At 61.9% G+C, this 25,095-nt stretch carries 24 protein-coding genes; 13 read left to right on the forward strand and 11 right to left on the reverse strand.

The window, feature by feature from the left end:
* The first annotated feature begins 34 nt into the window (after window positions 1–34).
* From AAFO92_RS07555 to AAFO92_RS07585, 7 genes are all read left to right on the forward strand, one after another.
* Window positions 35–661 (forward strand): DUF1007 family protein, encoded by a 627-nt coding sequence (locus tag AAFO92_RS07555; protein ID WP_347534104.1) that lies wholly within the window; start codon window positions 35–37, stop codon window positions 659–661.
* 53 nt (window positions 662–714) lie between these two features.
* Window positions 715–1,527: a hypothetical protein gene (locus AAFO92_RS07560; RefSeq protein WP_347534105.1), complete on the forward strand. Its 813-nt coding sequence runs from the start codon at window positions 715–717 to the stop codon at window positions 1,525–1,527.
* A 90-nt stretch (window positions 1,528–1,617) separates the two neighbouring features.
* A complete protein-coding gene (locus tag AAFO92_RS07565; RefSeq protein WP_347534106.1) occupies window positions 1,618–2,706 on the forward strand; it encodes a GTP-binding protein in 1,089 nt (362 codons plus the stop codon).
* Window positions 2,703–3,914 (forward strand): GTP-binding protein, encoded by a 1,212-nt coding sequence (locus AAFO92_RS07570; protein ID WP_347534107.1) that lies wholly within the window; start codon window positions 2,703–2,705, stop codon window positions 3,912–3,914. The genes AAFO92_RS07565 and AAFO92_RS07570 overlap by 4 nt, the downstream gene beginning before the upstream one ends.
* Window positions 3,911–4,546 carry a DUF1826 domain-containing protein gene (locus tag AAFO92_RS07575; protein ID WP_347534108.1) on the forward strand — a complete coding sequence of 212 codons (636 nt, stop codon included), beginning with the start codon at window positions 3,911–3,913 and terminating at the stop codon, window positions 4,544–4,546. The genes AAFO92_RS07570 and AAFO92_RS07575 overlap by 4 nt, the downstream gene beginning before the upstream one ends.
* Window positions 4,543–4,812, forward strand: a complete 270-nt coding sequence (locus AAFO92_RS07580; RefSeq protein ID WP_347534109.1) for a DUF6525 family protein — start codon at window positions 4,543–4,545, stop codon at window positions 4,810–4,812. Before AAFO92_RS07575 ends, AAFO92_RS07580 begins: the two co-directional genes overlap by 4 nt.
* Before the next feature lie 84 nt (window positions 4,813–4,896).
* Entirely contained in the window at window positions 4,897–5,892 is a 996-nt protein-coding gene (locus tag AAFO92_RS07585) for a hypothetical protein (RefSeq protein ID WP_347534110.1), read from the forward strand.
* An 89-nt stretch (window positions 5,893–5,981) separates the two neighbouring features.
* On the opposite strand, the gene AAFO92_RS07590 is transcribed toward AAFO92_RS07585, so the two are convergent.
* The 8 genes from AAFO92_RS07590 to eutB form a co-directional block, all read right to left on the reverse strand.
* Window positions 5,982–6,866 (reverse strand): ABC transporter permease, encoded by an 885-nt coding sequence (locus AAFO92_RS07590; RefSeq protein ID WP_347534111.1) that lies wholly within the window; start codon window positions 6,864–6,866, stop codon window positions 5,982–5,984.
* A gap of 6 nt (window positions 6,867–6,872) precedes the next feature.
* Window positions 6,873–8,537, reverse strand: coding sequence for an ABC transporter permease (locus AAFO92_RS07595; RefSeq protein WP_347534112.1), 1,665 nt, complete (start codon window positions 8,535–8,537; stop codon window positions 6,873–6,875).
* A 93-nt stretch (window positions 8,538–8,630) separates the two neighbouring features.
* Window positions 8,631–9,722, reverse strand: a complete 1,092-nt coding sequence (locus AAFO92_RS07600; RefSeq protein WP_347534113.1) for an extracellular solute-binding protein — start codon at window positions 9,720–9,722, stop codon at window positions 8,631–8,633.
* Between the two features lie 114 nt (window positions 9,723–9,836).
* Window positions 9,837–10,937, reverse strand: coding sequence for an ABC transporter ATP-binding protein (locus tag AAFO92_RS07605; protein ID WP_347534114.1), 1,101 nt, complete (start codon window positions 10,935–10,937; stop codon window positions 9,837–9,839).
* A gap of 235 nt (window positions 10,938–11,172) precedes the next feature.
* Window positions 11,173–12,543: an aspartate aminotransferase family protein gene (locus AAFO92_RS07610; protein WP_347534115.1), complete on the reverse strand. Its 1,371-nt coding sequence runs from the start codon at window positions 12,541–12,543 to the stop codon at window positions 11,173–11,175.
* A 113-nt stretch (window positions 12,544–12,656) separates the two neighbouring features.
* Window positions 12,657–13,130: an Lrp/AsnC family transcriptional regulator gene (locus AAFO92_RS07615; protein WP_347534333.1), complete on the reverse strand. Its 474-nt coding sequence runs from the start codon at window positions 13,128–13,130 to the stop codon at window positions 12,657–12,659.
* A gap of 9 nt (window positions 13,131–13,139) precedes the next feature.
* Entirely contained in the window at window positions 13,140–13,901 is a 762-nt protein-coding gene (locus AAFO92_RS07620) for a carbon-nitrogen hydrolase family protein (RefSeq protein WP_347534116.1), read from the reverse strand.
* Between the two features lie 76 nt (window positions 13,902–13,977).
* The gene (gene eutB / locus AAFO92_RS07625; RefSeq protein ID WP_347534117.1) at window positions 13,978–14,988 is read right to left on the reverse strand and encodes a hydroxyectoine utilization dehydratase EutB; all 1,011 of its coding nucleotides are present in this window, start codon (window positions 14,986–14,988) and stop codon (window positions 13,978–13,980) included.
* Window positions 14,989–15,149: 161 nt separating this feature from the next.
* On the opposite strand from eutB, the gene AAFO92_RS07630 reads away from it, so the two are divergent.
* Window positions 15,150–16,334, forward strand: coding sequence for a M24 family metallopeptidase (locus tag AAFO92_RS07630; RefSeq protein WP_347534118.1), 1,185 nt, complete (start codon window positions 15,150–15,152; stop codon window positions 16,332–16,334).
* 181 nt (window positions 16,335–16,515) lie between these two features.
* Here AAFO92_RS07630 and AAFO92_RS07635 read toward each other — a convergent pair whose 3' ends face one another.
* Both AAFO92_RS07635 and AAFO92_RS07640 read right to left on the reverse strand, forming a co-directional pair.
* Entirely contained in the window at window positions 16,516–17,910 is a 1,395-nt protein-coding gene (locus tag AAFO92_RS07635) for an aspartate aminotransferase family protein (RefSeq protein WP_347534119.1), read from the reverse strand.
* Between the two features lie 95 nt (window positions 17,911–18,005).
* Window positions 18,006–18,707, reverse strand: a complete 702-nt coding sequence (locus AAFO92_RS07640; protein WP_347534120.1) for a GntR family transcriptional regulator — start codon at window positions 18,705–18,707, stop codon at window positions 18,006–18,008.
* A gap of 139 nt (window positions 18,708–18,846) precedes the next feature.
* On the opposite strand from AAFO92_RS07640, the gene AAFO92_RS07645 reads away from it, so the two are divergent.
* From AAFO92_RS07645 to AAFO92_RS07665, 5 genes are read left to right on the forward strand one after another with little or no spacing between them, the layout of a single operon-like run.
* Window positions 18,847–19,929 (forward strand): polyamine ABC transporter substrate-binding protein, encoded by a 1,083-nt coding sequence (locus tag AAFO92_RS07645; RefSeq protein WP_347534121.1) that lies wholly within the window; start codon window positions 18,847–18,849, stop codon window positions 19,927–19,929.
* A 57-nt stretch (window positions 19,930–19,986) separates the two neighbouring features.
* Entirely contained in the window at window positions 19,987–21,111 is a 1,125-nt protein-coding gene (locus tag AAFO92_RS07650) for an ABC transporter ATP-binding protein (RefSeq protein ID WP_347534122.1), read from the forward strand.
* 4 nt (window positions 21,112–21,115) lie between these two features.
* Complete coding sequence (locus tag AAFO92_RS07655; RefSeq protein ID WP_347534123.1) at window positions 21,116–22,006, forward strand: ABC transporter permease subunit; 891 nt, start codon at window positions 21,116–21,118, stop codon at window positions 22,004–22,006.
* Window positions 22,003–22,818: an ABC transporter permease subunit gene (locus AAFO92_RS07660; protein ID WP_347534124.1), complete on the forward strand. Its 816-nt coding sequence runs from the start codon at window positions 22,003–22,005 to the stop codon at window positions 22,816–22,818. Before AAFO92_RS07655 ends, AAFO92_RS07660 begins: the two co-directional genes overlap by 4 nt.
* On the forward strand, window positions 22,815–24,140 hold the full coding sequence (locus AAFO92_RS07665) for an FAD-dependent oxidoreductase (protein WP_347534125.1): 1,326 nt from the start codon (window positions 22,815–22,817) through the stop codon (window positions 24,138–24,140). The genes AAFO92_RS07660 and AAFO92_RS07665 overlap by 4 nt, the downstream gene beginning before the upstream one ends.
* Here AAFO92_RS07665 and AAFO92_RS07670 read toward each other — a convergent pair.
* The gene (locus tag AAFO92_RS07670) at window positions 24,137–25,060 is read right to left on the reverse strand and encodes a DMT family transporter (protein WP_347534126.1); all 924 of its coding nucleotides are present in this window, start codon (window positions 25,058–25,060) and stop codon (window positions 24,137–24,139) included. The genes AAFO92_RS07665 and AAFO92_RS07670 overlap by 4 nt on opposite strands.
* Window positions 25,061–25,095: the final 35 nt, after the last annotated feature.

Raw genomic sequence — 25,095 nt, forward strand, 5'->3', positions numbered from 1 at the left:
AGGGGTGGCTGGTTTGTGGTATCGTACTGCACTTATGATGATTTCGCTCGTGCTCACCCAGGGGGCGGCATCGGCCCATCCGCATATTTTCGTCGATGCCAAGGCAGGCTTTCACATCAACGAGGACGGACTGCTGACCGGGCTCCACATCTCGTGGACCTATGACCCTTTCACGACGCTTTTTCTGTTCGACGTGCTTGATCTGGATCGTGACAAGGATGGCGCGCTCGACAACGAGGATTACGCCGCCATCCTGCGCGGCGAAACCGAATGGGCGGATGACTATGTCGGCGATATCTACCTGGAGGTAAACGAGACGGTGCATCCGCATCTCAAACCGGTGGGCGCGCAGGCGGATTACCGTGACGATCGGATTACCGTCCGGTTCGACCTGCCGCTCGCGGAACCCGTCGCTGTTCCCGGCAAGGATATCGTTCTGAGGATCTATGACCCCAATTACTATTATGCCTATACGGTGATTGAGATCGCAGAGCCTGGCCTGTTGCCCGAGACGTGCGAGGCCTCGATCTATGCCTTTGAACCGGACGCCGTTACCGGTGATCTTCTGGTTACCCTTGGCACCCTGTCACGTGAGGAATCGCCAGAGCAGGCCAATGTCGGCAGGCTGTTTTCCGACGAAGTGGCGCTGTCGTGCGACTAGGCTGGATCATACCCTGCCTCGCCGTTCTGGCCGCCGGCTTACTGATCTGGACCTTGGTACCGTGGGCTGAAGTGTCACAATGGGCCGCCGCACAGCAGCGCGGGTTTCAGAATGCGATGGCGCGCGCCCTGCAGGCCATCCGGGACGGAGAGCCGAGAGCGTTGTGGCTGCTGTGCATTTCCACGGCAGCCTACGGCGTGGTGCACGCGATCGGACCGGGCCACGGCAAGGTGCTTCTGGGCGGGGCGGCCTTTGCGAGCGGCGCAACCTTTCGCCGGCTCGCAACTCTCACTCTCGCGTCCAGCCTGGCACAATCCGCGACGGCGATCCTGCTGGTCGGCGCTTTGGTGTTCGGCGCCCGCATGGGGTCGGGTGAGACGGCAGAGCTCACGGAAACCTGGCTTGCACCGCTCAGCATTGCGGCGATCGGCGCCATCGGTGCCCTGCTGATCTGGCGCGGCGCAAGGTCATTCGGCAGGCTGACGGTACCGGCCGAAACCCACGCCTGCGGCTGTGGCCATGCCCATGGCCCAACGGTTCAGGATGTCACGTCACTGGAAACCTTCCGGGATGCCGCGGCCCTGGTGGGCAGTATCGCCATTCGTCCCTGCACCGGCGCCCTGTTCGTGCTGGTCATCGCCGCGCGGTTCGATGCGTTCGCCGCAGGCTGCCTGGCGGTTCTCACCATGGGATTGGGCACGGCGGCCTTCAACCTGATCGTGGCAGGGGGCGGTACGGTGGCCCGCCGCCTCGCATTGTTGGGGCAGGGCGCGGAATCAAGCAGCGCCTTGCTGATGTCCGCATTCCTTCACATTGTCGGCGGTGGCGTGATCGTGACATTCAGCTTCCTCACCCTGCTGGCCTGAGCGGTTGATTCCGGAATCGCTGTCTTGCACATTCTAAGTGTTATGTGATAACATATCATTTCATTTGCTGCCCACCCGGAGCATGAATCCATGACCGACAAAGACCTGCGCCTTCCCGTCACCCTGTTCACCGGGTTTCTCGGGGCGGGCAAGACGACCCTGCTGAATTCTATCCTGCAAGACGGGGCTGCTGGTCGCATCGCCGTGGTGGTCAATGAATTCGGCCAGGCGGGTCTGGACCATGACCTGATCGCAACCGCGGACGAGGACATCGTCCTGATGCAATCGGGCTGCCTGTGCTGTTCCATCCGCGGCGATCTGTCCAGAACCATCGGTGAATTGCTGGCAAGGCGTGGCACGGGGGCCGTCGCCTTTGACCGTGTCGTGATCGAGACAACCGGCCTTGCCGATCCGGCGCCGATTCTGCAGACGCTGCTTGTCGATCCTGCCCTGGCGGCGGCCCTGCGAATGGACGGTGTCGTCACATTGGCGGATGCCGCGGCGGGGCCCGCCACGCTTGATGCGCAATTCGAGGCCGTTTCCCAGGTGGCGATGGCGGACCTGATCGTTGTCAGCAAGATCGACCTTGTCACACAGTCCGAAGCGCGAGAATTCCAGGATCGCTTGCGCCGCCTTAATCCGACCGCGCGCATTGTCTTGGCAGACCACGGCAATGTGCCCGCGCCACGGCTGTTCGGCCTCAGCGGGTTGCGGCACGACGCACATGCCTATCAGGCCTTGACCTGGCTGACGCCGCCGAAGCCCGATCCGCTGGCCAATCTGTCCGGCCTCGCGCCCATGTCAGGATCCGCGGCGGCTTCGCCGCATGACACGCGCATCCAGTCGGTGTCGATCGTGCTGGATCACCCCTTGCCGGACGCCCCGTTCGACCTCTGGCTCGACACGCTGATTGCGCTGAAGGGGCCTGATATCCTGCGGGTGAAGGGGATTGTGTTCCTCAAGGGGATCGAGCGGCCTTTTGTCTTTCATGGCGTGCAGCACATCTTTGACCCGCCCGTGCAGCTCAAGGACTGGCCCAGCGGTGATACCCGCTCGCGCATCGTGGTGATTGCGCGTGATCTAACGCGACCCGAACTGCAACGCAGCTTCGACATGCTGCGCGCCTCCCAACCCGCCGAATATCCTGTCGACGATAACAAGAAAGTAGCTTTACCATGACCGATAACCGCCTTCCCGTGACCGTGCTTTCGGGCTTTCTGGGCGCTGGCAAGACCACCCTGCTCAACCGTGTTCTGAACAACCGTGAGGGCCGCCGCGTGGCCGTCATCGTCAACGACATGTCCGAGGTCAACATCGATGCCGATCTCGTCCGGGCCGATACCGAGCTTAGCCGGACCGACGAGACGTTGGTCGAAATGTCCAACGGGTGCATCTGCTGCACATTGCGCGACGACCTTCTTGCAGAAGTACGCAAGCTGGCATCGGAAAACCGGTTTGACTATCTGCTGATCGAATCGACGGGCATCTCCGAACCGTTGCCCGTGGCGACAACCTTTGAGTTCCGCGATGAGGCTGGCCAAAGCCTGTCGGACGTGGCGCGGCTGGATACCATGGTGACGGTGGTTGATGCGGTCAATCTGCTGCAGGACTATTCCAGCCATGATTTCCTGCACGACCGTGGCCAGACGATGGGCGACGAAGACGAACGCACGCTGGTGCATCTGCTGACCGACCAGATCGAATTCGCCGATGTGGTGATCCTCAACAAGGTGGCGGACGCCGGCCCCGAGCGCGCTGACGCGGCGCGCAAGATCATCCGCAGCCTGAACGCCGATGCGCGGATCATCGAAACCAATCATTCTGATGTGCCCGCCGATGCCATTCTGGACACGGGCCTTTTCGATTTCGACAAGGCCCATGAGCATCCGATGTGGGCCAAGGAGCTTTATGGCTTTGCCGATCACGTACCCGAATCCGAGGAATATGGTGTGGCATCTTTCGTCTATCGCGCGCGCCAACCGTTCGAGCCGGAAAAGATCATGGCCCTGCTCAACGGCGACCTGCCGGGCGTCATCCGGGCCAAGGGGCATTTCTGGATCGCCACACGCCCGGATTGGGTGGCTGAATTTTCCCTCGCGGGCGCTCTGTCCAGCGTGACGCCGATGGGAACATGGTGGGCATCGGTCCCCAGGGAACGATGGCCGGATCACGATGGCGCACGGAATTACATCGCGCATCACTGGTCCGAACCCTGGGGTGACCGGCGTCAGGAGGTTGTCTTTATCGGTGCCGGTATCGACTGGGCCGCGCTGAAGGCACGCCTCGACGCCGCGCTTGTGCCTGAGCATGTCGCGCCCGGGCCCGATGCGCTGCCCGATCTGCCGGACCCGTTCCCGATCTGGCGCCGCGCGGAGGCCGCGGCATGAGTTTTCAGCGTGAGATTGTCGAAGGTGCGGCGGCAGGGGTCGGGATTGCCGCGAGGGCAGAAGATTTGTCCACCATCCACAGTCCCGGCTGCGCTGCGGCGATCTGGCGCCGCCAGTTGGCACCCGAACTGCAATCATTTCTCGGCGAACTGGACCCGGCACACTGGCCACAGGCCCGGGTCATCCTGCGCCCGCAGGACATGCACCGGGCGCTGACCGGCCTTTGCAGTAATGCCGGTACGCCGGAGGCCAAGGAATGCGCTATGCTGATCGACGACATCGCGACGCTGTCGGGTCTCTTCGCGGAACTGATGAGCGCACGCTATCTGCGATTGAGGCTTGAGCGTGTGACCACGAACGCCTGCCGCAAGTTCCATATTGATGCAGTCACCGCGCGGCTGATCTGCACCTATCGCGGCACCGGAACGCAATACGGCATATCGACGGACGGCGCCGATCCGGCCCGCGTCTTCACGGTCCCGGCAGGAATGCCCATGATCCTGCGCGGGACATTATGGCCAGGCGACCCGCCCTCGGGTCTTCTCCATCGCTCGCCGCCGATCGAAGGCACGAATGAGGTGCGGTTTGTCCTTGTCCTGGATCCGGTCATCGACCCGGAGTTCGAGATATGAACGGCAATCTCGGGGCTACGAACCTGAAACGCCGGCGGCGCCAGGATGACCCGATGCGCCTGTTGGACACTCTTCCGCCGCAGCTTCGCGCCTGGCTGACAACCGCGGCGCTGCCTTGGTCACCGCGATCCTGCGCTAGGATATGGTACAGAGCGCAACGCGAAGGCTTGTCGGCCTCGCAAACCGTCGCGCGTCTGACGCGCAGCGAGGCGCGTGCCCTGGAGCGCGACAACGCTCACAAAAGGGTGCGGCCGCCGGACAGATAGAAATGCAGCCCCGGGATCGGATGCCCACTGCAACATGCTCACCATTTGCCGGCGATTTGTGATATGCTGAGCCCGAGGATAATCTTGCAGGAGAATTGCCCGGTGCTGTTGAACGCGCTCCGCCCCGCCTTTGCCGTCATGTTCATGACCGTATTGTCGGGGTCGCCGCCGACACCCGCGGCGGCACAGTCGACAAACATTCCGGCCTGGCTGCAAAAGCATGTCGGCACCGGTGACGGCCAGATCGCCCCGGTGGTCCTGGAGAGGGCGCGTGAGCTTTACCAGCGGAAGTATCGCCGGGGCGAAGTCAGAAACCCGTGCTACTTGGCCAAGGATGCAACGCGCCCAAGCATGTCGGTCGGCAAACCCGGGCGCCGGTTCTACATCATCTGCGAAGCAAGCAAGACTTTCCGCGCGGTTTCGTCGGGTTATGGCAACGGCCGAAAACTGCAACGCGCGAATTTCTCGAACGGACGGCAATGCGCAAGAAACTTCAGCAACGCCGAGGGGTCGAAACTGACCATGGGCGGCGCCTATGTGACGGCGGAAACAAGAACGTCTTTCAAAGGCTATCATCGTCAATCCGGCAAGCGGGTGCCGTTCTATCGCACGTTCCTGCTGTTTGACGGCGAAGGCGATACACAGAATGCCCGAGAGCGGGCCATCGGCGGGCATCCGGCCGTGTTCCTGAAATGGCAATGCCGCTTCAGAAATCCAGGCAGCCCCCATGCCGACGACGAAGGCTATGTCCCCTACGGAAAGCTGGTGGATTACACCAGCGGCCGCAGCAATGGCTGCACGACCTGGTCACAGACCGCGTCCAGGGAGATACTTGCGCTGGTGGAGGACAATCCGACGACGCTCTACATCTACCCGGAATCCGGTGATATCAACGCCGTTGCAAAGGCGGTGCAGAAGGGGCGTTCCCTGTCGCGCTCTGGGCTCTATTGGAATGCTGCGTGCCTCGAGGCAATCCGCTCTCCCAAGTTCTGGCCCAAACGAACCCTTCAGCCGATCATCAATGAATGGAGACGGTCGCTGCCGAAACAGCCTCCGCTTGTCTTGCCGATTTGCAGGTGAAACCGATTTCGGGCTGCGCGAGGGGCGCACCGCAACACGCGTGCGCCGGGCGCCCGTTTTTCAGTAATACGGTAAGGGCAAAAAGCTGATCAGGTTGGCCTGATGCCCCGCAAACGCTCCGACCGGCGGCGCAGCAGCTCGACCGTGGTCAGAAGCGCGATCGAGATCACCACGAGGATCGTGGCAACCGCCAGGATCGTCGGGCTGATCTGTTCGCGCAATCCGGTGAACATCTGCCAGGGCAGCGTTTTCTGACTGGCCGAGCCGACGAACAGCACCACCACCACCTCGTCGAAAGAGGTGATAAAGGCAAAGAGGCCGCCGGAAATCACGCCCGGCAGGATCAGCGGCATCTGGATCTTGAAGAAGGTGGTCACCGGATCCGCGCCCATGTTGGCCGCCGCGCGTGTCAGCGACCGGTCAAAGCCCACCAACGTGGCGGTCACGGTGATGATGACAAACGGAATGCCCAGCACGGCGTGCGCCAGCACGACCTTGACGTAACCCACGAAGTTCTTGTTGAAGCCAAGCGTTCCCTCAAGGAAATTGCCGACCTGGCTGTAGAAGAAGAACATGCCGGTGGCCGAGATGATCAGCGGTACGATCATCGGCGAAATCAGGATCGCCATGATCGCCCGGCGGAACGGCACATGCGATTGCGACAGACCGATGGCCGCAAGCGTGCCCAGCGAGACCGAGATGATCGTGGCGATGGGCGCGATGATCAGCGAGTTCTTGAAGCTCCGCTGCCATTCGTTGTTGTTCCAGAAATCCTTGTAGTGCTTCAGCGAATAGCCCTCGGGGTCAAACCGCAGCATTTCCGGCGTGAAGGTAAAGAAATCCTCGGCGTTGAAGCTGAGTGGCAGGACAACCAGGATGGGCGTGATCAGAAAGATGAAGATCAGTGCACAGATGACCCGGAAAGTGTAGTACCAGACGCGCTGGCCGAATGTTGCATAGATTGGCAGACCCATATCGCGTTACCCCAGCTTCACGTTGTCGATGCCCACGATCTTGTCATAGGCCCAGTAGAGGATCAGAACCGCCGCCAGCAGGATCGTCCCCAACGCGGCCGCAAGACCCCAGTTCAGCGAGCTTGAGATGTGGTAGGCAATCCGGTTCGAGATGAAGACACCCTTGGTTCCGCCGACGATCTCGGGCGTGATGTAATAGCCGATCGCCAGGATGAAGACGAGGATCGATCCCGCGCCGATCCCCGGAACCGACTGCGGGAAATAGACCCGCCAGAAGGCGGTCCAGTTGGTCGCGCCCAGGGATTTCGCAGCCCTCAGATAAGTGGGGTTGATCGTCTGCATCACCGAATACATCGGCAGGATCATGAAGGGCAGCAGGATATGTGTCATCGCCACGATCGTGCCGAACTGGTTGTTGATCATGATCAGCCGGTTCGCGTCATCGACCAGCCCGATCCAGACCAGAACATCGTTGATGACACCCTGTTGCTGCAACATGACCTTCCAGGCAGAGGTCCGCACCAGCAGCGATGTCCAGAATGGCAACAGCACGAGGATCATCAGCAGGTTGGCCTTGGCCGTGGGCAGGTTCGCCAGGATCCAGGCCACCGGATAGCCCAGCAGGATACACGAACCGGTGATGGCCAGCGACATGACGAGCGTCCGGACGAACAACTTGACCAGGATCTGCTTGTCCTCGGGCTGCGCCTGCGCGCCTTCGGGCGTCTTGCGCATGTCCACCGCGTTCAGGAAATAACCGCCGGTATAGGGCGAAGCATGGGTTTGAATCGTGCGCCAGGTTGCGGGGTTGACCCATTCCTTGTCGATATCCTCGAACACCGCGCTGAACACCGGCGGGGCGGACGCTTCTGGATCTGCGGCCAGTTCGCGCAGCAGCTGCGCATGCGGACCCTCGTAGCCGGCAACATCGGCAGCGGCCAGATCGGCGGCAAGCGCAACATAGATCGATTCCCACGGCTTGGTCTTGACGGCCTCTTTTCCCTCGACCAGCTCGGTATAGAGCGCGAAAATGGTATAGTTGCGGGCGGTCAGCGGCAGCAGTTCGGCAATTTCAGCCGACGGCGCAAAACTCAGCGTTCCGCGGACACCGGCATCGCTGAGCGTCGAGAGCCGGCTTCGCTCGCGCGCAACCAGGTCATCCGCGCGCGGCGCGCCATCGGCACCGCGCACGAGTTCATACCAGGTTTCCGGCTCGACAGCGCTTTCATCGACGTTATCGAAGGCTTTCCGGTAATCCTTGCCGATATCATCCAGTTTCCTGCCGCTCTGACGGAACAGCGACGAAAACCCGCTTTCTTCGTAGTTCAGCCGTGTACCCAACCTCGTGTGCCGCTTGAGTTCCGCGGCAGCGAACATGTCGAAATAGAACGCTTGGAAGACCTCTTCCGATGGCACCTGATCAGAGGTTCCGTCCCAGGCGCTCAGTGCCTCTGTGGTATGGGGCAGCGTGTTTTCGACGATCTCGTTCTCGACCGATCGGAAAAGCATCTCGACGATCGGCACGACGAAGGTAAAGAGAACAAAGATGAGAAGCGGTGCAATCAGCAGCAAGGCACGCATCTTCTGCACACGAAGCGCCCGCGCCAGGCTGCGTTTCAGCGGTGTGCCATCCGCGGCCAGAACCGGGCCGGTCTCTGCAGTGTCACTCATGTCATCCCCGTCGTCTTATTATTGTGCCCCACGCCTTGCTGGCCGGGCAGCGAAGGGGCCGGCACGCGGCCCCCTCCTTGTTTTCAAACCGGCTTATTGCGCCAGCCACGCCTGGAATTTGGCGTCGATGTCATCGCGGTAATCCGCCCAGAACTCGTAGTTATAGAGGAACGTGTTCTTGGCGTTTTCCGGGTCGGTCGGCATATGCGGTGCCATGTCGATGCCCAGATCGGCATGTTTGCCAACCAGCGGAGCCGACGATTTGCGGGCAGGACCGTACGAGATGTACTTGGCCTGATCCGCAAGACGCTGCGTGTCGGTGGCGAACATGATGTAGTCCAGTGCGCGCTGCTTACGCTCTTCGCTCAGACCGGCGGGAATGATCCAGCCGTCCAGATCGAACACCTGCGCGTCCCACAGCATGGCCACGGGCTGCTTCTGCTCTTCGATCACGCTGAACAGGCGGCCGTTATAGGTAGAGCCCATGACGACCTCGCCATCGGCCAGCAGCTGCGGCGTGTCCGCACCGGCATTCCACCAGACAACCTGATCCTTGATCGTGTCGAGCTTGGCCAGCGCCTGATCCTGACCTTCCTCGGTGGCCAGAACGTCATAGACGTCTTCCTTGGCGACACCGTCGCACAGCAACGCCCATTCCATGTTGTTGATCGGACGTTTCTCAAGGCTGCGCTTGCCCGGATAGGATTCCAGATCGAAAACCGCGCAGATATCGGTCGGCGGTGTGTCACCGACCATGTCCGTGCGATAGCCGAACGTGGTCGAATAGACGATCTGCGGAATGAAGCAATCACTGACCAGCAGGTCACCGAAATCCTCGGATGCGGGCGTGCCATCGGGTGCTGCGGCAAGCTGCGTGTCGGCGTCGATTTCCATCGCCAGCCCCTCGTCGCACAGACGGATCGCGTCTGCCGCCACAACGTCAACCACATCCCAGGTGATGTTGCCTGCTTCGTCCATCGCCCGCAGTTTCGCAACCGCTTCGGCCGAGCTGTCATCGTTGATGATGGTCACGCCGGTCTTTTCCGAATAGGGGTCGTGATAGGCTAGCTTTTGCGATTTCGAATAGGCGCCGCCCCATGACACGATGGTCATTTCCTGGGCGGCAACAGCGCCCGCTGCGACAGTCAGAGCCGTCGTGGCAAGCAGAGTTCTGGTAAGTTTCATACTGGTTTCTCCCTAAAGTATACCCGTCACTCTCATCTTCGGGGCCCGGCCACGGGCTTGACCATGGCACCCGCTGTTCATCGCGTTGAGAAGGGACGCGATATTCCAAATCTATTACGCATCAAGCGCCCGGCAATCCTGCGGCAGCCAGCCGATTTCCAGCTGCGTGCCCGGTTCCAGCCGTATCTGATCCGGCGCGTTCCGGGTCTTGACGATGAATTCGTCATTGCCGGCAACCCTGAGACGGGTGCGGAAAATATCACCCATATAGATGAATTCCAGCACCTCGGCCTTCAGCGTATGCGCGCCTTCCTTCAGGCGGCTCCTGTTGAATTCGACCCGTTCGGGCCGGATCGACACGCGGGTCCGTTCGCCCACCTTGCTGACATTGACAGGCTTGCAGTCGATAACCTCGCCATCGTCCAGCTCAACAAGCGCCAGATCACCCTTGATCTCCTTGACCGTGCCCATCAGCGTGTTGTTCTCACCGATAAACTGGGCCACGAAACTGTTTTCCGGCTCTTCATAGAGCGTATCTGGCGGGGCGATCTGCTGGATGCGGCCGTCGTCAAAGACCGCAACCCGGTCCGACATTGTCAGCGCCTCGGTCTGGTCGTGGGTCACGTAGACGGTGGTGATGCCCAGATCATGCGCCAGGTTGGTGATCTCGAACTGCATCTTCTCACGCAGCTGCTTGTCGAGCGCACCCAGGGGTTCGTCCATCAGCACCAGTTCGGGCTCGAACACCAGCGCCCGCGCCAAGGCGATCCGCTGTTGCTGGCCGCCGGACAGCTGCGCCGGGCGACGGCCGCCAAATGCCCCCATTTCCACCATGTCGAGCGCGCGTTTGACCTTTTCTTCCCGCTCCGACTTGCCGATCTTGCGCACTTCCAGCGGAAAGCTGAGATTTTCGGCGATCGTCATATGCGGAAACAGGGCGTAGTTCTGAAACACCATGCCGATGCCGCGTTTGTGCGGCGGGATGTTGTTGATCTCGCGCCCGGCCAGGCGAATCTCGCCATGGGTGGCGGTCTCGAAACCGGCCAGCATCATCAGGCAGGTGGTCTTGCCGGAACCGGACGGCCCGAGCATTGTCAGGAACTCGCCTTTCGGCAGCGCGAGGTTGAGATCTTTTACGACAAGCGTTTCGCCATCATAGCTTTTTTGCACACGTTCAAATTCAACGAACGCATCGTTGTTTGCTGGCTCTGCCAATTGGAGCTCCCCGTTATGTTTATTCGCGATTTTCCCGCGTTCGCGCCAAACTAAAACGTCAAATCGGACGCGATGCAAGCAGAGTACGGCATTTTTAGCCGAATTCGCGACCTTGCGATGAAATTAGTTCTCTTCACTGAACTGAAAGAGGAATTTAGTCGCCAGGACCGGCGGCCGATGCCGGCATTGCACGGCAAGGGCCTGATTCGCCGGCAAATCGGACCGATCCGGTCCATCAGCCCAGCACGGCCTGCACGGCGGTGACGGTTTTTGCCACGATCTCGTCCGCCTCGGGCCGGGTCAGGCAGAAGGGCGGCGCGAATCCCAGTATGTCACCCTGGGGCATGGCGCGTCCGATCACCCCCTCGGCGGCCAGTGCCGCGGCAATCTGCGGGCCGATCTTGTCCTCCGCGGCAAAGAAACGGCGGCTGTCCCGATCCTTGACGAACTCCACGGCGCAGAGCATCCCCTCTCCGCGCACGTCGCCCACATGGGCATGATCGCCCAGCGCGTCGGTCATGGTCTTGTTCAAATAGGCCCCGGTGTCGCGATTGTTTGCGATCAGGTCCAGATCGTCCAGCAGCTTCAGGTTGGCAACCCCTGCTGCCGCTCCGATGGGATGGGCGGAATAGGTCCAGCCGTGACCGATGGGGCCGTTCTCGTCCGTCCCTTGCTCCAGCACCTTCCACATCTTGTCACTGACGATACTGCCCGATAGCGGCGCATAGGCCGATGTCAGCCCTTTCGCGATGGTGATGAGATCGGCTTCGATCCCGTAATGATCGCAGCCCATCATCGTACCCAGGCGGCCGAACCCCGTCACCACCTCGTCCGCGACCAGCAGAATGTCGTGTTTCTTCAGCACCGCCTGGATGGCCTGCCAGTACCCTTCGGGCGGCGGCACGATGCCCCCGGTGCCCAGCACCGGCTCGCCGATGAAGGCGGCGATGGTGTCGGCCCCTTCGCGCTCGATCAGCGCCTCCAGTTCGGCGGCGCAATGGGCCACGAACTGCTCTTCACTCTGGTCCAGATCGTCGCGGCGGAAGTAATACGGCGCCTCCGTATGGATCACCTGCGCCAGCGGCAGGTCGAATTTCTTGTGGAACAGCTCCAGCCCGGTGAGCGAGCCCGTCATCAGCCCCGAGCCGTGGTAGCCCCGCCAGCGCGAGATGATCTTCTTCTTCTCGGGCCGCCCGAGGATGTTGTTGTAATACCAGATCAGCTTGACGTTGGTCTCGTTCGCGTCCGAACCGGAAAGCCCGAAATAGACCTTGGACATGTTTGCCGGTGCGCGATCCAGCACCATCTTGGCCAGCGTGATGCTGGCCTCGGTCCCGTGGCCGACATAGGCGTGGTAATAGGCCAGCTCCTTCGCCTGCCTGGCAATCGCCTCGGCGATATCCTCGCGGCCATAGCCCACGTTGACGCAATAGAGCCCGGCAAAGGCATCGAGCAGGCGCTTGCCGTCGCGGTCCTCGATATGGCAGCCGCTGCCGCCGGTGATCACCCGGTTGGGCAATTCGCCGCGCGCGAATTGCGCCAGATGGGTCGAAGCGTGAAAGAAATTGTCGCGATCCCATTCCGCCAGTTGATCGTTTCTCAGCATGGTCTGCCCCTGATTCCAAGTCGTCTTGTCCAGGCGCGAAGATGCACCGGCATCACCAGATCGTGTATCCGAACTTGCAGGCATGTGCAGAAGAATCTTCTGCGCCGCCACCCTCAGCCCAAGATCTGATCCAGCGGCGGTATGGACGACCCTTTTACATCCTTGGTCACCACATAGGTAAAATAGCGCGCCAGCCCGACATTCGCCTCCAACATCGCGTCCATCAGCGATTGATAGGCATCAATATCCCGCACCACCACCTGCATCAGATAATCGAAACCGCCCCCCAGGGCCCAGCACGCCGTCACCTCCGCCAGCTGTTGCACATGCCTTTCGAACACGCGGAAGGCGGCGGCAGTGTGGTCGGTCAGTTCCACGGTCACGAATATGGTCATCACCGGTGCCAGCTTTTTCAGGCTGATACGCGCGCGGTAGCCTTCGATGATCCCGGCCTGTTCCAGCTTGCGCACCCGCTCCCAGCAGGGGCTGGCCGACAGGCCGACGCGTTCCGCCAGTTTCGCGTTGCTGACCCGCCCCTCCTCGGAAAGCACCCGCAGAATGGCAATATCTCGTTCATCAAGTTTCAACATCGCATCTCACAACATCCCGCAATCGCGCAGATACGGCAGGCGCGCCTGCATCATGCGGACCTTGTCCCGGTCGATCTCGGCGATGATAAGCACCTCATCCTGACCGGCGACCGCCGCCGCCGCGCCATCCGGCGCAACGATCCGGCTGCCACCGTAGTAGCGCGCGCCGTTTTCCGCGCCCGCATGATCGGCATAGGCCAGCCAGACGCCATTCTCAAACGCCCGCGCCGGCAGGATCTTTTGCGCGACCACCCCCCAATCCGCACCCAGGGCCGTGGGCACCAGCACCAGATCGGCCCCGCCCTGCGCCGCCTGCCGGACGGTTTCGGGAAATTCGACCTCGTAGCAGATGATCATCGCCACCCGCCAACCACGTATGTCGGCAAAGGTCACACCGTCACCCCGGCCAAATGCCTGTTCCTCGAAACTGCCGGGCGATGGCAGCTGCTTGCGGTGGGTGGCCAAGAGCAGACCGCCGGAATCGTATAGCGCCGCCGAATTATACAGGCCCGTGTCCGCCCGCTCCGGATAGCCATAAGCTATCGCGCACCGGTATTTCTGTGCCAGCGCCGCCATCTTGCGCCCGAACGGGCCATCGGGCGGCTCGGCCAACCGGTCGATGTCGCGCCCGACATTGTACCCCGACAGGAACAGCTCGGGACAGACCAGCAGGTCCAGTTCCTGACCTTCAAGATGCTGCTCCAGCACGGCCAGACGCGCCTCTGGGGATCGGCCCGCCGCGATACACTGATAGATGCCCAGCTTCATGCCCCGGCCATGCCCCGCGCCGGTGCATCCATGCTGCAGCCCGCGGGCGGACATCCCGGCAGGCGGGCAAGCCGCATCACGATGCGGCCTCGTAGGGCCGGCCCGGCACCGTGATGTCGCCAAGCGTGATGTCCTGTCCGGTCACGATCCGGGTAAACATGTGCATATCCAGATTGCGCCCGGTGATCGTGGTGGCGGTCGGCCCCTCTGGCGTGACCTTGCCGGACATGACCGCCGCCAGCCCTACCACGCAAGCCCCTTCGGCCACGATGCGATCCTCGAAATACAGCGCCTGCATGGCATGATAGACGTCCTCTTCGCTGACCAATACCAGATCGTCCAGCAGGTCGCGGCACATCGCCATGCTCAGCCGGTTCTGCAACCCGATCCCGCCACCCAGGCTATCCGCAAGCGAGGCATGTTCCTCGACCTCGACGGGTTTGCCGGCCTTCAGGCTGGCATACATCGCCGCGCCGCGGTCCATGCTGATGCCGATCACCCTGACGCCGGGCTTGATCGCCTTGGCCGCCAGCGCCACGCCCGAGGCCAGACCACCCCCCGAGACCGGCACCAGCAGCGTGTCGACATCCGGGCGCGCGGCCATGATCTCAAGCCCGATCGTCCCCTGGCCGGCGATAACATGCGGATCGTCGAAAGGCGAAATCTCGACCAGGCCGTCCTTAGCCACCAACTGCTGACAGGCCGCCAGCGCGTCATCCTGGCTGGTGCCGATAATGCGCACCTCAGCGCCCAGCGCCTTGATCCCGTCGACCTTGGCCTGCGGCACCAGCGACGACATGCAGATCACCGCGCGCAGCCCCCTTTGTGCCGCCGCGAAGGCCACGCCGCGCCCGTGGTTCCCGGTGGAACAACAGGTCACACCTGCCACATCCGGATCCAGCGCAGCCACGGCATTCATCGCGCCGCGCAACTTGAACGCGCCGATGGGCTGCATGTTTTCCAGCTTCAGCAGAAAATCCGCCCCGGTCCGGGCCGTCATGAACGGCGACGGCACCAGCGGCGTCGCATCCGCCACTCCACGGATCACCCGGGCCGCCGCGTGAATATCTGCCAGCGTCAGCTGCATCTCTTTCCTCCAGAACTGCCGCACACTCTTGGACAGGTTTGACATAAGGTCAACGCACCGGCGGGCTGCTTGTGCGAAAACGACGTGCTTTGCCGCAATTCTTGGGGCAGTCTGCCGAACAGCGGCCAATATGGGCCACAGGTAAATGAACAGGTTTGACCATGATCCACAAAGACCTCCCCTTCTCGCAGGGCGAATACCAGCGGCGGCTGACCAAGACTCGCGCGGCAATGGACAAGGCCGGAATCGACGTTCTATTCGTCACCGACCCGTCGAACCAGAACTGGCTGACCGGCTATGACGGCTGGTCGTTCTACGTGCATCAGGGCGTTCTGATCTTTCCCGATGACGATCCGATCTGGTGGGGCAGGCGACAGGATGCCAATGGCGGCGTGCGCACCGTGTGGATGGATGACGATCGCGTTCAGGGCTATGCGGATCATTTCGTGCAATCCACCGTGCGCCACCCGATGCAGGACCTGGCGCAGCGGCTCAGGAACATGGGCCGCGCGACCGGGCGGATCGGCGTCGAGATGGACAATTATTATTTCTCGGCCAAGGCCTTTGCCGTGATGCAGGCCGAGCTGGGCGACGCCACATTCGTGGACGCCACCGCGCTGGTGAACTGGCAGCGCGCCGTCAAATCCGATGAGGAGCTGGCCTGCATCCGCAAGGCGGCGGCAATCTCGGAAAAGATCATCGACGGGCTTCTGGAACGGGTCGAGCCGGGCGTGCCCAAGAACCAGATCACCGCCGAAATCTTCCGCGACGGCATTCGCGGGGTCGATGGCGCCTGGGGCGATTACCCGGCGATCGTGCCGCTGCTGCCGTCGGGTTCGGATGCCGCGGCCCCGCACCTGACATGGAACGGGCGCGAGTTTCAGAAGGGCGAAGCAACCTTCTTTGAAATCTCCGGCTGTTACCGGCGCTATCACGCGCCCTTCTGCCGTACGCTGTTCCTGGGCAAACCCGGCGACACGATCCTGCGAGCCGAGGCCGCGCTGACCGAGGGGCTCGAAGCCGGGCTGGAGGCCGCCCGCGCCGGCAACCGTGCCTGCGACATCGCCAACGCGCTGGCTGCCCCGCTTGAACGCGCCGGGATCGAACGTGGCGCGCGCTGCGGGTATCCCATCGGCCTCAGCTATCCGCCCGACTGGGGCGAGCGCACGATCAGCCTGCGCGCCGAGGATGAAACCGTGCTGGAACCGGGCATGACCTTCCATTTCATGCCGGGGCTCTGGATGGATGACTGGGGGCTTGAGATCACCGAATCGATCCTGATTACCGAGGACGGTCCGGCACATACCTTCTGCAACCGTCCGCGCAAGATGTTCGTCAAGGACTGAGGCGGCAAGGGGATCAGCCGCGCGCAGGGATGTCGCGATCCCGGGCCATCTGCGTCAGGCAATGGTGATTCCCCAGCCCTGCCATCCCTCGGGGTCAAGCAGCGCGTCCCCGACATCACCCATATCGGGGGCGCAGCAACGGAAATTGACGCGTAGCTCCGGTTACGCGCCAAAGTTCGTGTCAGGCGGCTTTCAGCAGCCCGTCATCGCTCAACTTCTTGTAGGTGATGTCCAGCGCCTTCCAGGCGCGGTCGACCAGCATGTCGATCTCGGATTTGGTGATCACCAGCGGCGGAGAGATCACCATCCGGTCCCCGGTGTGGCGCATCACCAGCGAATTCTCGAAACAGGCTTCGCGACAGATCAGACCGGCGGTTCCGGCCTCGGCGGCGAATGCCGCGCGGCTGGCCTTGTCCGGCGTCAGCGCGATCGAGCCCATCAGGCCCTGAATCACAGCTTCACCGACCAGCGGATGATCCGCCAGCCCCTGCCATTTTTCCTTCATGTAAGGCGCCGTCTCGGACCCGGCCTTCGCGACGATCTTTTCCTCTTCGAGAATGCGCAGGTTTTCCAGCGCCACGGCACAGGCCACCGGATGGCCGGAATAGGTATACCCATGCACGAACTCACAGGCATCCATGACCTTGGCCACCGCGTCGCTGACGATCGACCCGCCGATCGGCGCATAGCCCGAGCTCAGCCCCTTGGCGATGGTCATGATGTCGGGCCGGATGCCGAAGGTCTGGCTGCCGAACCAGTTGCCGGTACGGCCAAAGCCGCAGATCACCTCATCGGCAATCAGCAGGATTTCATACTTGTCGCAGATCCGCTGGATTTCCGGCCAATAGGTGCTGGGCGGGATGATCACCCCGCCGGCACCCTGGATCGGTTCGGCGATAAACGCGGCCACGCGGTCCTCGCCCAGTTCGTGAATCGCGTCTTCCAGTTCGCGGGCGCGGGCCAGCCCGAATTCCTCGGGCGTCATGTCGCCGCCCTCGGCGTACCAGTGCGGCTGCCCGATATGATGCACTCCCGGGATCGGCAGCCCCCCCTGCGCGTGCATCGGCTTCATGCCCCCCAGGCTGGCGCTGCCCACGCTCGAACCGTGATACCCGTTATGACGCGCGATGATCACCTTCTTTTCCGGCTTGCCCAGTTCGGCCCAGTAGGTGCGGACCATGCGGATATTGGTGTCGTTCGCCTCGGACCCGGACCCGGCAAAGAACGTGTGGTTCAGATCGCCCGGCGCCAGTTCGGCCAGCTTGGTGCTCAGCGCGATGGCCGGCACATGGGTCGTCATGAAGAAGGTGTTGTAATAGGGCAGTTCCTGCATCTGGCGTGCGGCGGCTTCGGCCAGTTCCGGCCGGCCATACCCCAGGTTCACGCACCACAGCCCTGCCATCGCATCCAGAATGTCGTTGCCCTCGCTGTCGGTCAGGGTGACGCCCTTGGCGCGGGTGATGACGCGCGCGCCCTTCCCGGCCAGTTCATCGTTGTTGGTGAAAGGGTGCATGTGATGCGCCGCATCCAGCGCCTGCAGTTCAGCCGTCGGCATATGGTTCGAGATCATGTTCATGGTCAGGCCTTTCGAAACCGGGAATCAGGGAGAGTCAGGACAAGCGTCCAACATTCGCCCCCAGAATATGATCAAATTATTTGATGTCAATCGAATCAGTGCGCCGCCGCCGACAGCTCGAGCGAGCGGCGCACCTGTTCCATTCCCTGGATCACATCTTCACGAATGGCGCGTGCGGCACGCTCGGCATCGCGCGCATGCATCGCCGCCAGCATGTCCTTGTGCTTGTCCGGCAGGTTTTGCGTTCCCATCCGGCCGCAGACAACCCTGAGTGATGGCCCGAACCGCAGCCACAGCCCATCCGCCAGCTCGGCCAGAATCGGCGCGTCGGCAATCTCGTATAGACGTCTGTGAAACCGGTAATTCAGCTCAAGATAGGCCCGCAGATCACCCCCCGAAATGGCGCTGTCCAATTCGCCGTCCATCACTGTCAGATCATCCAGTTCGTCCAGGGTGATACGCTCGGTCGCGCGCAGTGCCAGATGCGGATCAAGCCATTGGCGCGCAACGATTAGTTCACTGATATTATCCGCCGACAATTGCGGGACGCAGACCCGCCTGTTGCCCTGGAATTCCAACGCCCCTTCGGCAATCAGCCGGCGGATCGCCTCGCGCACCGGGGTCATGCCGGCCCCCAGCCGTTCGGTCAACCCCTGGATGGTCACCGCCTGGCCCGGCGCCAGATCGCCGAACAGGACCAGTTCGCGCAACTGGCGATAGATCAGTTCGTGCGTCGGCAGCTGGTTTTCGCCAACCCCGCCCACCACCGGTTTCCCTGCCTGTTTCCTTGTCGCCATCGGCTAATTTCATCACTCCAGTTGTCTTGCCTTGCGACCTTAAGGCTTGCGTGAAAAAATTACCATATTGCCAGACGCGGGTTTTTTTGATCAAATGCGCGCGCACGGCAATCGACTTGCCGACCAACGGGAGAAAAACATGAAGAAGCTGATTCTGACCACCGCCACCCTCGCCCTGGGCGCGCTCACCGCCCATGCCGAAGAGGTAAGGGTGTACAACTGGTCTGACTATATCGACGAGGCGCTGCTGGAGAAGTTCGAGCAGGAAACCGGCCTCGATCTGATCTATGACGTATTCGACAGCAACGAAGTGCTCGAGACCAAGATGCTTGCCGGCGGCTCGGGCTATGATGTGGTTGTGCCGTCGGGCACGTTCCTGCAGCGCCAAATCACCGCGGGCGCGTTCCAGAAACTCGACATGTCGAAACTGCCGAACCATGAGAACATGTGGGACGTGGTAGAGTCGCGCACCGAACAGTACGACCCCGACAATGCCTATTCGATCAACTACATGTGGGGCACCACGGGCATTGGCGCGAATGTCGGCAAGGTACGGGAAATCCTGGGAGAGGACGCACCCATCGACAGCCTCGAACTGGTGCTGAACCCCGACAACATGTCCAAGCTGGCCGAATGTGGCGTGCACTTCCTTGATGCCCCGGCCGAGATGATCCCGATGGCGCTGAAATACATCGGTGAAGATCCCGACAGCCACGACCCCGACGTCATCGCCAAGACCGAAGAAGTGTTCATGCCGATCAGGCCTTATATTCAGAAATTCCACAGCTCGGAATATATCAACGCTCTGGCCAACGGGGATATCTGTGTCGCCGTCGGCTGGTCGGGTGATATCCTGCAGGCCCGCGATCGCGCCGCCGAGGCCGAAAACGGCGTTGAAATCGCCTACCACGCCGCAAAGGAAGGTGCGCAGATGTGGTTCGACCAGATGGCAATTCCGGTTGATGCACCCAACCCCGACGGCGCGCACAAGTTCCTGAACTTCATCATGGACGCGCAGAACATGGCGGATGCGTCGAACTACGTCTATTACGCCAACGGCAACAAGGCGAGCCAGGAGCACCTGATCGAGGATGTGATCGGTGACCCGGCGATCTATCCGGACGAGGGAACGCTGAACAACCTGTTCACCACAACGCCTTACCCGGCCAAGGTCCAGCGCGTCGTCACGCGCCTCTGGACCAAGATCAAGTCAGGCACCTGAGGCTTCGGGCCGCGCAGCAACTGTTGCGCGGCCGCTTTCTCATCATGGGGGACAGGGATGGGACAGACCGTTTTCGCACCGTGGAATGATCCGGACCAGAAACCGCTTATTCAGTTCAGGAATGTAACCAAGCGATTTGGCGATTTCGTCGCCATCGACAACCAGTCCTTTGACATCTACGAACAGGAATTCTTTGCCCTGCTGGGCCCGTCGGGCTGCGGCAAGACCACGCTGATGCGGATGCTGGCGGGATTCGAGACACCGACCGAAGGTACCATATTGCTGGGCGGTCAGGACATCGCGCCCATCCCTCCCAACAAGCGCGCGGTGAACATGATGTTCCAGTCCTACGCGCTGTTTCCGCATCTCAATATCTGGGAAAACATCGCCTTTGGCCTCAAGCGCGACAAGATGCCCAAGGATCAGATCGACGCCCGCGTGGCCGAGATGCTGAAGCTTACCCGCCTGGAAAAATTTGCACGCCGCAAACCGCATCAGTGTTCCGGCGGTCAGCGCCAGCGCGTGGCGCTTGCCCGGTCATTGGCCAAGGCGCCCAAGCTCCTGCTGCTGGATGAACCGCTTGGTGCGCTGGATGCCAAGCTGCGTCAGGACACCCAGTTCGAGTTGATGGACATTCAGGAAAAAACCGGCACCACCTTCGTGATCGTGACCCACGATCAGGAAGAGGCGATGACCGTTGCCTCGCGCGTTGCGGTCATGGATCACGGCCGCATCATCCAGGCCGACACGCCGGCGAATATCTACGAGATGCCGAAATCCGTCTACGTGGCCGATTTCATCGGCGATGTGACGATCATCAGCGGCAAGGCCACACCCGCGGGCGACGGCTATGACATCGCCTTTGCCGAAGGTCTGCCGATCCTGCACGCCAAATCCGACATTCAGCTGTCAAAGGGGCAGTCCTGCCACCTGGCGATCCGGCCTGAAAAAGTCTCTATCACAGCCGAAAAGCCGGTGGATGCCGCCAATGCCGTGCAGGGCAAGATCCTCGATATCGCCTATCTGGGCAACCTGTCGACCTACCATGTCGAGCTGCCCAACGGCCAGATTGTCAAATCGCAGACCGCCAATACCCGACGCCTCTCACGCCGCTCTTTCACCTGGGAAGATGACGTCTGGCTTTCCTGGACGGACACCGCCGGTGTCCTGCTGAAGGAGTAGACCGATGCGTCGCGCCACCCTGATCCTTGTTCCCTACCTGTGGCTTCTGGCGCTATTCCTGGTGCCGTTCCTGATCGTGCTGAAAATCAGCCTCAGCGACACGGCGCTGGCCATCCCGCCCTATACACCGACGCTGGACCTGGGCAATGGCTGGCAGGGGATCAAGGAATTCTGGGCAGAGCTGGATTTCGAGAATTTCGAATTCCTGACAACCGACGACCTTTACTGGAAAGCCTACCTGTCGTCGCTCAAGATTGCGGTGATCGCCACCTTCCTGGCGTTGCTGGTGGGTTATCCCATCGCCTATGGCATGGCCAACGCACCGGACCACTGGCGGCCAACACTGATGATGCTGGTGATCCTGCCGTTCTGGACCAGCTTCCTGATCCGGGTCTATTCCTGGATGGGCATCCTCAGCAGCGAGGGCTACCTCAACCAGCTTCTGCTGGGTATGGGCCTGATCTCCGAGCCGCTCACGATCCTCAATACCAACACCGCCGTCTATATCGGCATCGTCTACACCTACCTGCCCTTCATGATCCTGCCGATCTATTCGGCGCTGGAACGGCTTGACGGTTCGCTGCTGGAAGCCGCCGAAGACCTGGGCTGTTCCCGCCTGACCGCGTTCTGGCTGGTCACGGTGCCGCTATCGAAGAACGGCATTATCGCCGGGTGTTTCCTGGTCTTCATCCCGACACTGGGCGAATTCGTGATCCCCTCCCTGCTGGGCGGCTCGCAAACCCTCATGATCGGCAAGGTGCTGTGGGAGGAGTTCTTCAACAACCGCGACTGGCCGGTGGCCAGCGCCGTCGCGGTGATCCTGCTCCTGATCCTGATCATCCCGATCATCCTCTTCCAGCGCAACGAGCAGAAGAGCCGGGAGGCCGACGGATGAGACGCTTCACCTCGTTCAATGCAACGGCGCTCACGCTGGGCTTCGCCTTCCTCTACCTGCCGATGCTGATCCTCATCATCTTCAGCTTCAACGAGTCGAAACTGGTGACGGTCTGGGCGGGGTTCTCCACCAAATGGTATGGCGAGCTGATCCAGAACGAGGCCTTCCTGAACGCCGCCTGGGTCACTCTCAAGGTTGCGGTCATCAGCTCGACCTTTGCCACGGTTCTGGGCACGATGGGCGCGCTGGTGCTGGTGCGGGCCGGGCGTTTCGCCGGGCGCACGCTGTTCTCGGGCATGATCTATGCGCCGCTGGTGATGCCCGAGGTGATCACCGGTCTGTCGCTGTTGCTGCTCTTCATCGGTATCGGCCTGGACCGGGGCGTGCTGACAATCGTGCTGGCGCATACCACCTTCTCGATGTGCTATGTCTCCGTCGTGGTCTCCTCGCGGCTGGTCAGTTTCGACCGCTCGCTTGAAGAAGCCGCGCTTGATCTGGGCTGCTCGCCGATGCAAGCCTTCCGGCTGGTCACCCTGCCGATCATCGCGCCCGCGGTGATCTCGGGCTGGCTGCTGGCCTTCACACTCAGCCTTGATGACCTGGTCATCGCCAGCTTTACCGCCGGTCCCTCGGCCACCACCCTGCCGATGAAGATCTGGAGTTCCGTGCGCCTGGGCGTCAGCCCCGAGATCAACGCGCTGTCGACCATCATGATCAGCGTCGTGGCGGTGGGCGTCATCACCGCCTCGCTGATCACCAAGCGCGCCACCTTGCGCCAGCAGGCAGAGGAACGTGCCGCCGTCGCCGCATGAGCCGCGTCTTTCCCGCCTATACCTATGGCCAGGGCCCGCGAGAGCATTGTTACTGGCCGGCCACCGCCACCCCGCCGCACTTCCCGGCAGCGGAAGGCGCGATCACCTGCGACGTGGCGGTGATCGGTGCGGGTTTCACCGGCCTTTCTGCCGCGCTGCATCTGGCCGAGGCCGGCAGCGATGTCGTGGTGCTTGAGGCGCAAGACCTCGGCTGGGGCGCATCCGGGCGCAATGGCGGCTTTTGTTGCCTGGGCGGTTCGGCCGCGTCGGACAGCATGCTTGCCAAGCTCTACGGCGAACCCGCCCGCCGCGACTTTCGCACAGCCGAACACCGCGCCGTCGATCTGACGGCGGGTTTGATCGAACGGTTCGCGATCGGCTGCGATACCCATTCCCGCGGCGAAACCCTGCTGGCCCACACCCGGAAGGCGATGAACGCGTTCGACGCCAAGGCAAGGCTGATCGAACGCGACTACGGCGTCACCGCCACGATCACCCCACAGCAGGATCTGGCCGCCAAGGGCATGAATGGCCCGTTCTTCGGCGCGATCACCACACCCATCGGATTTGCGCTGAACCCGTTGAAATACGTTATCGGCCTTGCCGGCGCGGCCGGGCAGGCAGGGGTGCGGATCTTCACCGGATCACCGGTTCAACGGATCGACCGGCAGGGCGCATATACCCTCACCACGCCCCGGGCAACCGTCACGGCCAAACGTCTGATTGTCGCCACCAACGGCTATTCCTCGGATGACCTGCCGGGCTGGCTGCGGGGGCGGTACCTGCCCACCCAGTCCAACGTCATCGTCACCCGCCCGCTCACCGAGGCCGAGCTTGCTGCGCAGGGTTGGACCACTCACCAGATGGCCTATGACGACCGGTTCCTGCTGCATTACTTTCGCCTGATGCCCAACCGGCAGATGCTGTTCGGCATGCGTGGCGGGCTGTTCAGTTCGGCCGCCGCCGATGCCAGGATGTACCAAGTGGTCCGCCAGCAGTTCGAGGACATGTTTCCCGCCTGGGCACGCGTCGAAACGCCCTATAGCTGGCAGGGGCTTTTGTCGATCTCCCGCGATCTGACCCCTTTTGCCGGGCCGATACCGGGGATGCCCGGGGCGTTTGCCGCGCTCAGCTATCACGGCAACGGTGTGGCGATGGGAACCTATGCCGGGGCTCTGCTGGCTGATCTGGTGCAGGACAGGGTACCACGAAACCTTTATCCGAAGATCATGCAGACCCCGCCCAGACGCTTTCCGCTGGGCCGCTTCCGCCGCGCCGCTCTGTGGCCGGTCTATGCGATGGCGATGGTGACCGGCGGTTAGCCTTGCGGCGTCTTGACCGACCGCGCCTGCCCCCGCTTGAGGCCCAGCTGGCGTTCGCGCCAGATGATGATGCACCCGGCCAGCACCACGATCGCCGCGCCCAGCAGCATGGTGCCGGTCGGCACCTCGCCAAAGACAAAGAACCCGATGCCCAGCGCAAAGATCATCGACGCATAATCGAACGGCGCCACCACGCTGGCATCGGCGAACCGGTAGGCCGAGGTCAGGAAAATCTGTCCCGCCCCGCCCAGCAATCCGGCCAGCACCAGCAGGGCAAATTCGCCCGGCGTCGGCATCACCCAGCCAAACGGCAGCGTCAGCAACGACAGCGTGGCCGAGGTGACCGAGAAATAAAACACGATCGCCGCCGTGTTTTCGACCTGCACCAGCTTGCGGATATAGATCTGCGCAAGCGCCGCGCAAACCGCCCCCATCAGCACCAGGATGACCCCCAGCGCCTGGGCGCTTTCGATCGTTTCGCTGCCGATCACGCTGAGCCGCGGAGAGACAACGATCAAGACCCCGGTCAGGCCCAGCGCCACGGTGCTGATGCGAAACACGCCCACCTTTTCATCCAGGAACATGGCCGCGAATATCACCGTCAGCAACGGCGCGGCATAGCCGATGGCGGTCACCTCGGGCAACGGTAGCAGGCCAAGGCCGGCAAAGCTCATCCCCATGGCAAGGCTGCCGACAAACCCGCGCCAGAAATGCCCCAGTTTCGATTTGACTTTCAGGGCGGTCGCCAACTCGCCCCGCGCGATGACCCATCCCAGAATCACCGGGATCGCAAAGAATGACCGAAAGAACACCGCCTCGCCGACAGGTACGTGCTGGGACGTCGCCTTGATCAGCGATACCATCGTGATGAACAACACGACCGAGCAGAGTTTCAGCGCGATGCCCTTGATCGGGCTCATGGTGTAATCCTTCCTTGCCAGACAGTGTCCAATGC

This window comes from Roseovarius sp. CAU 1744 (genome assembly GCF_039839345.1).
Taxonomy (GTDB): Bacteria; Pseudomonadota; Alphaproteobacteria; order Rhodobacterales; family Rhodobacteraceae; genus Roseovarius.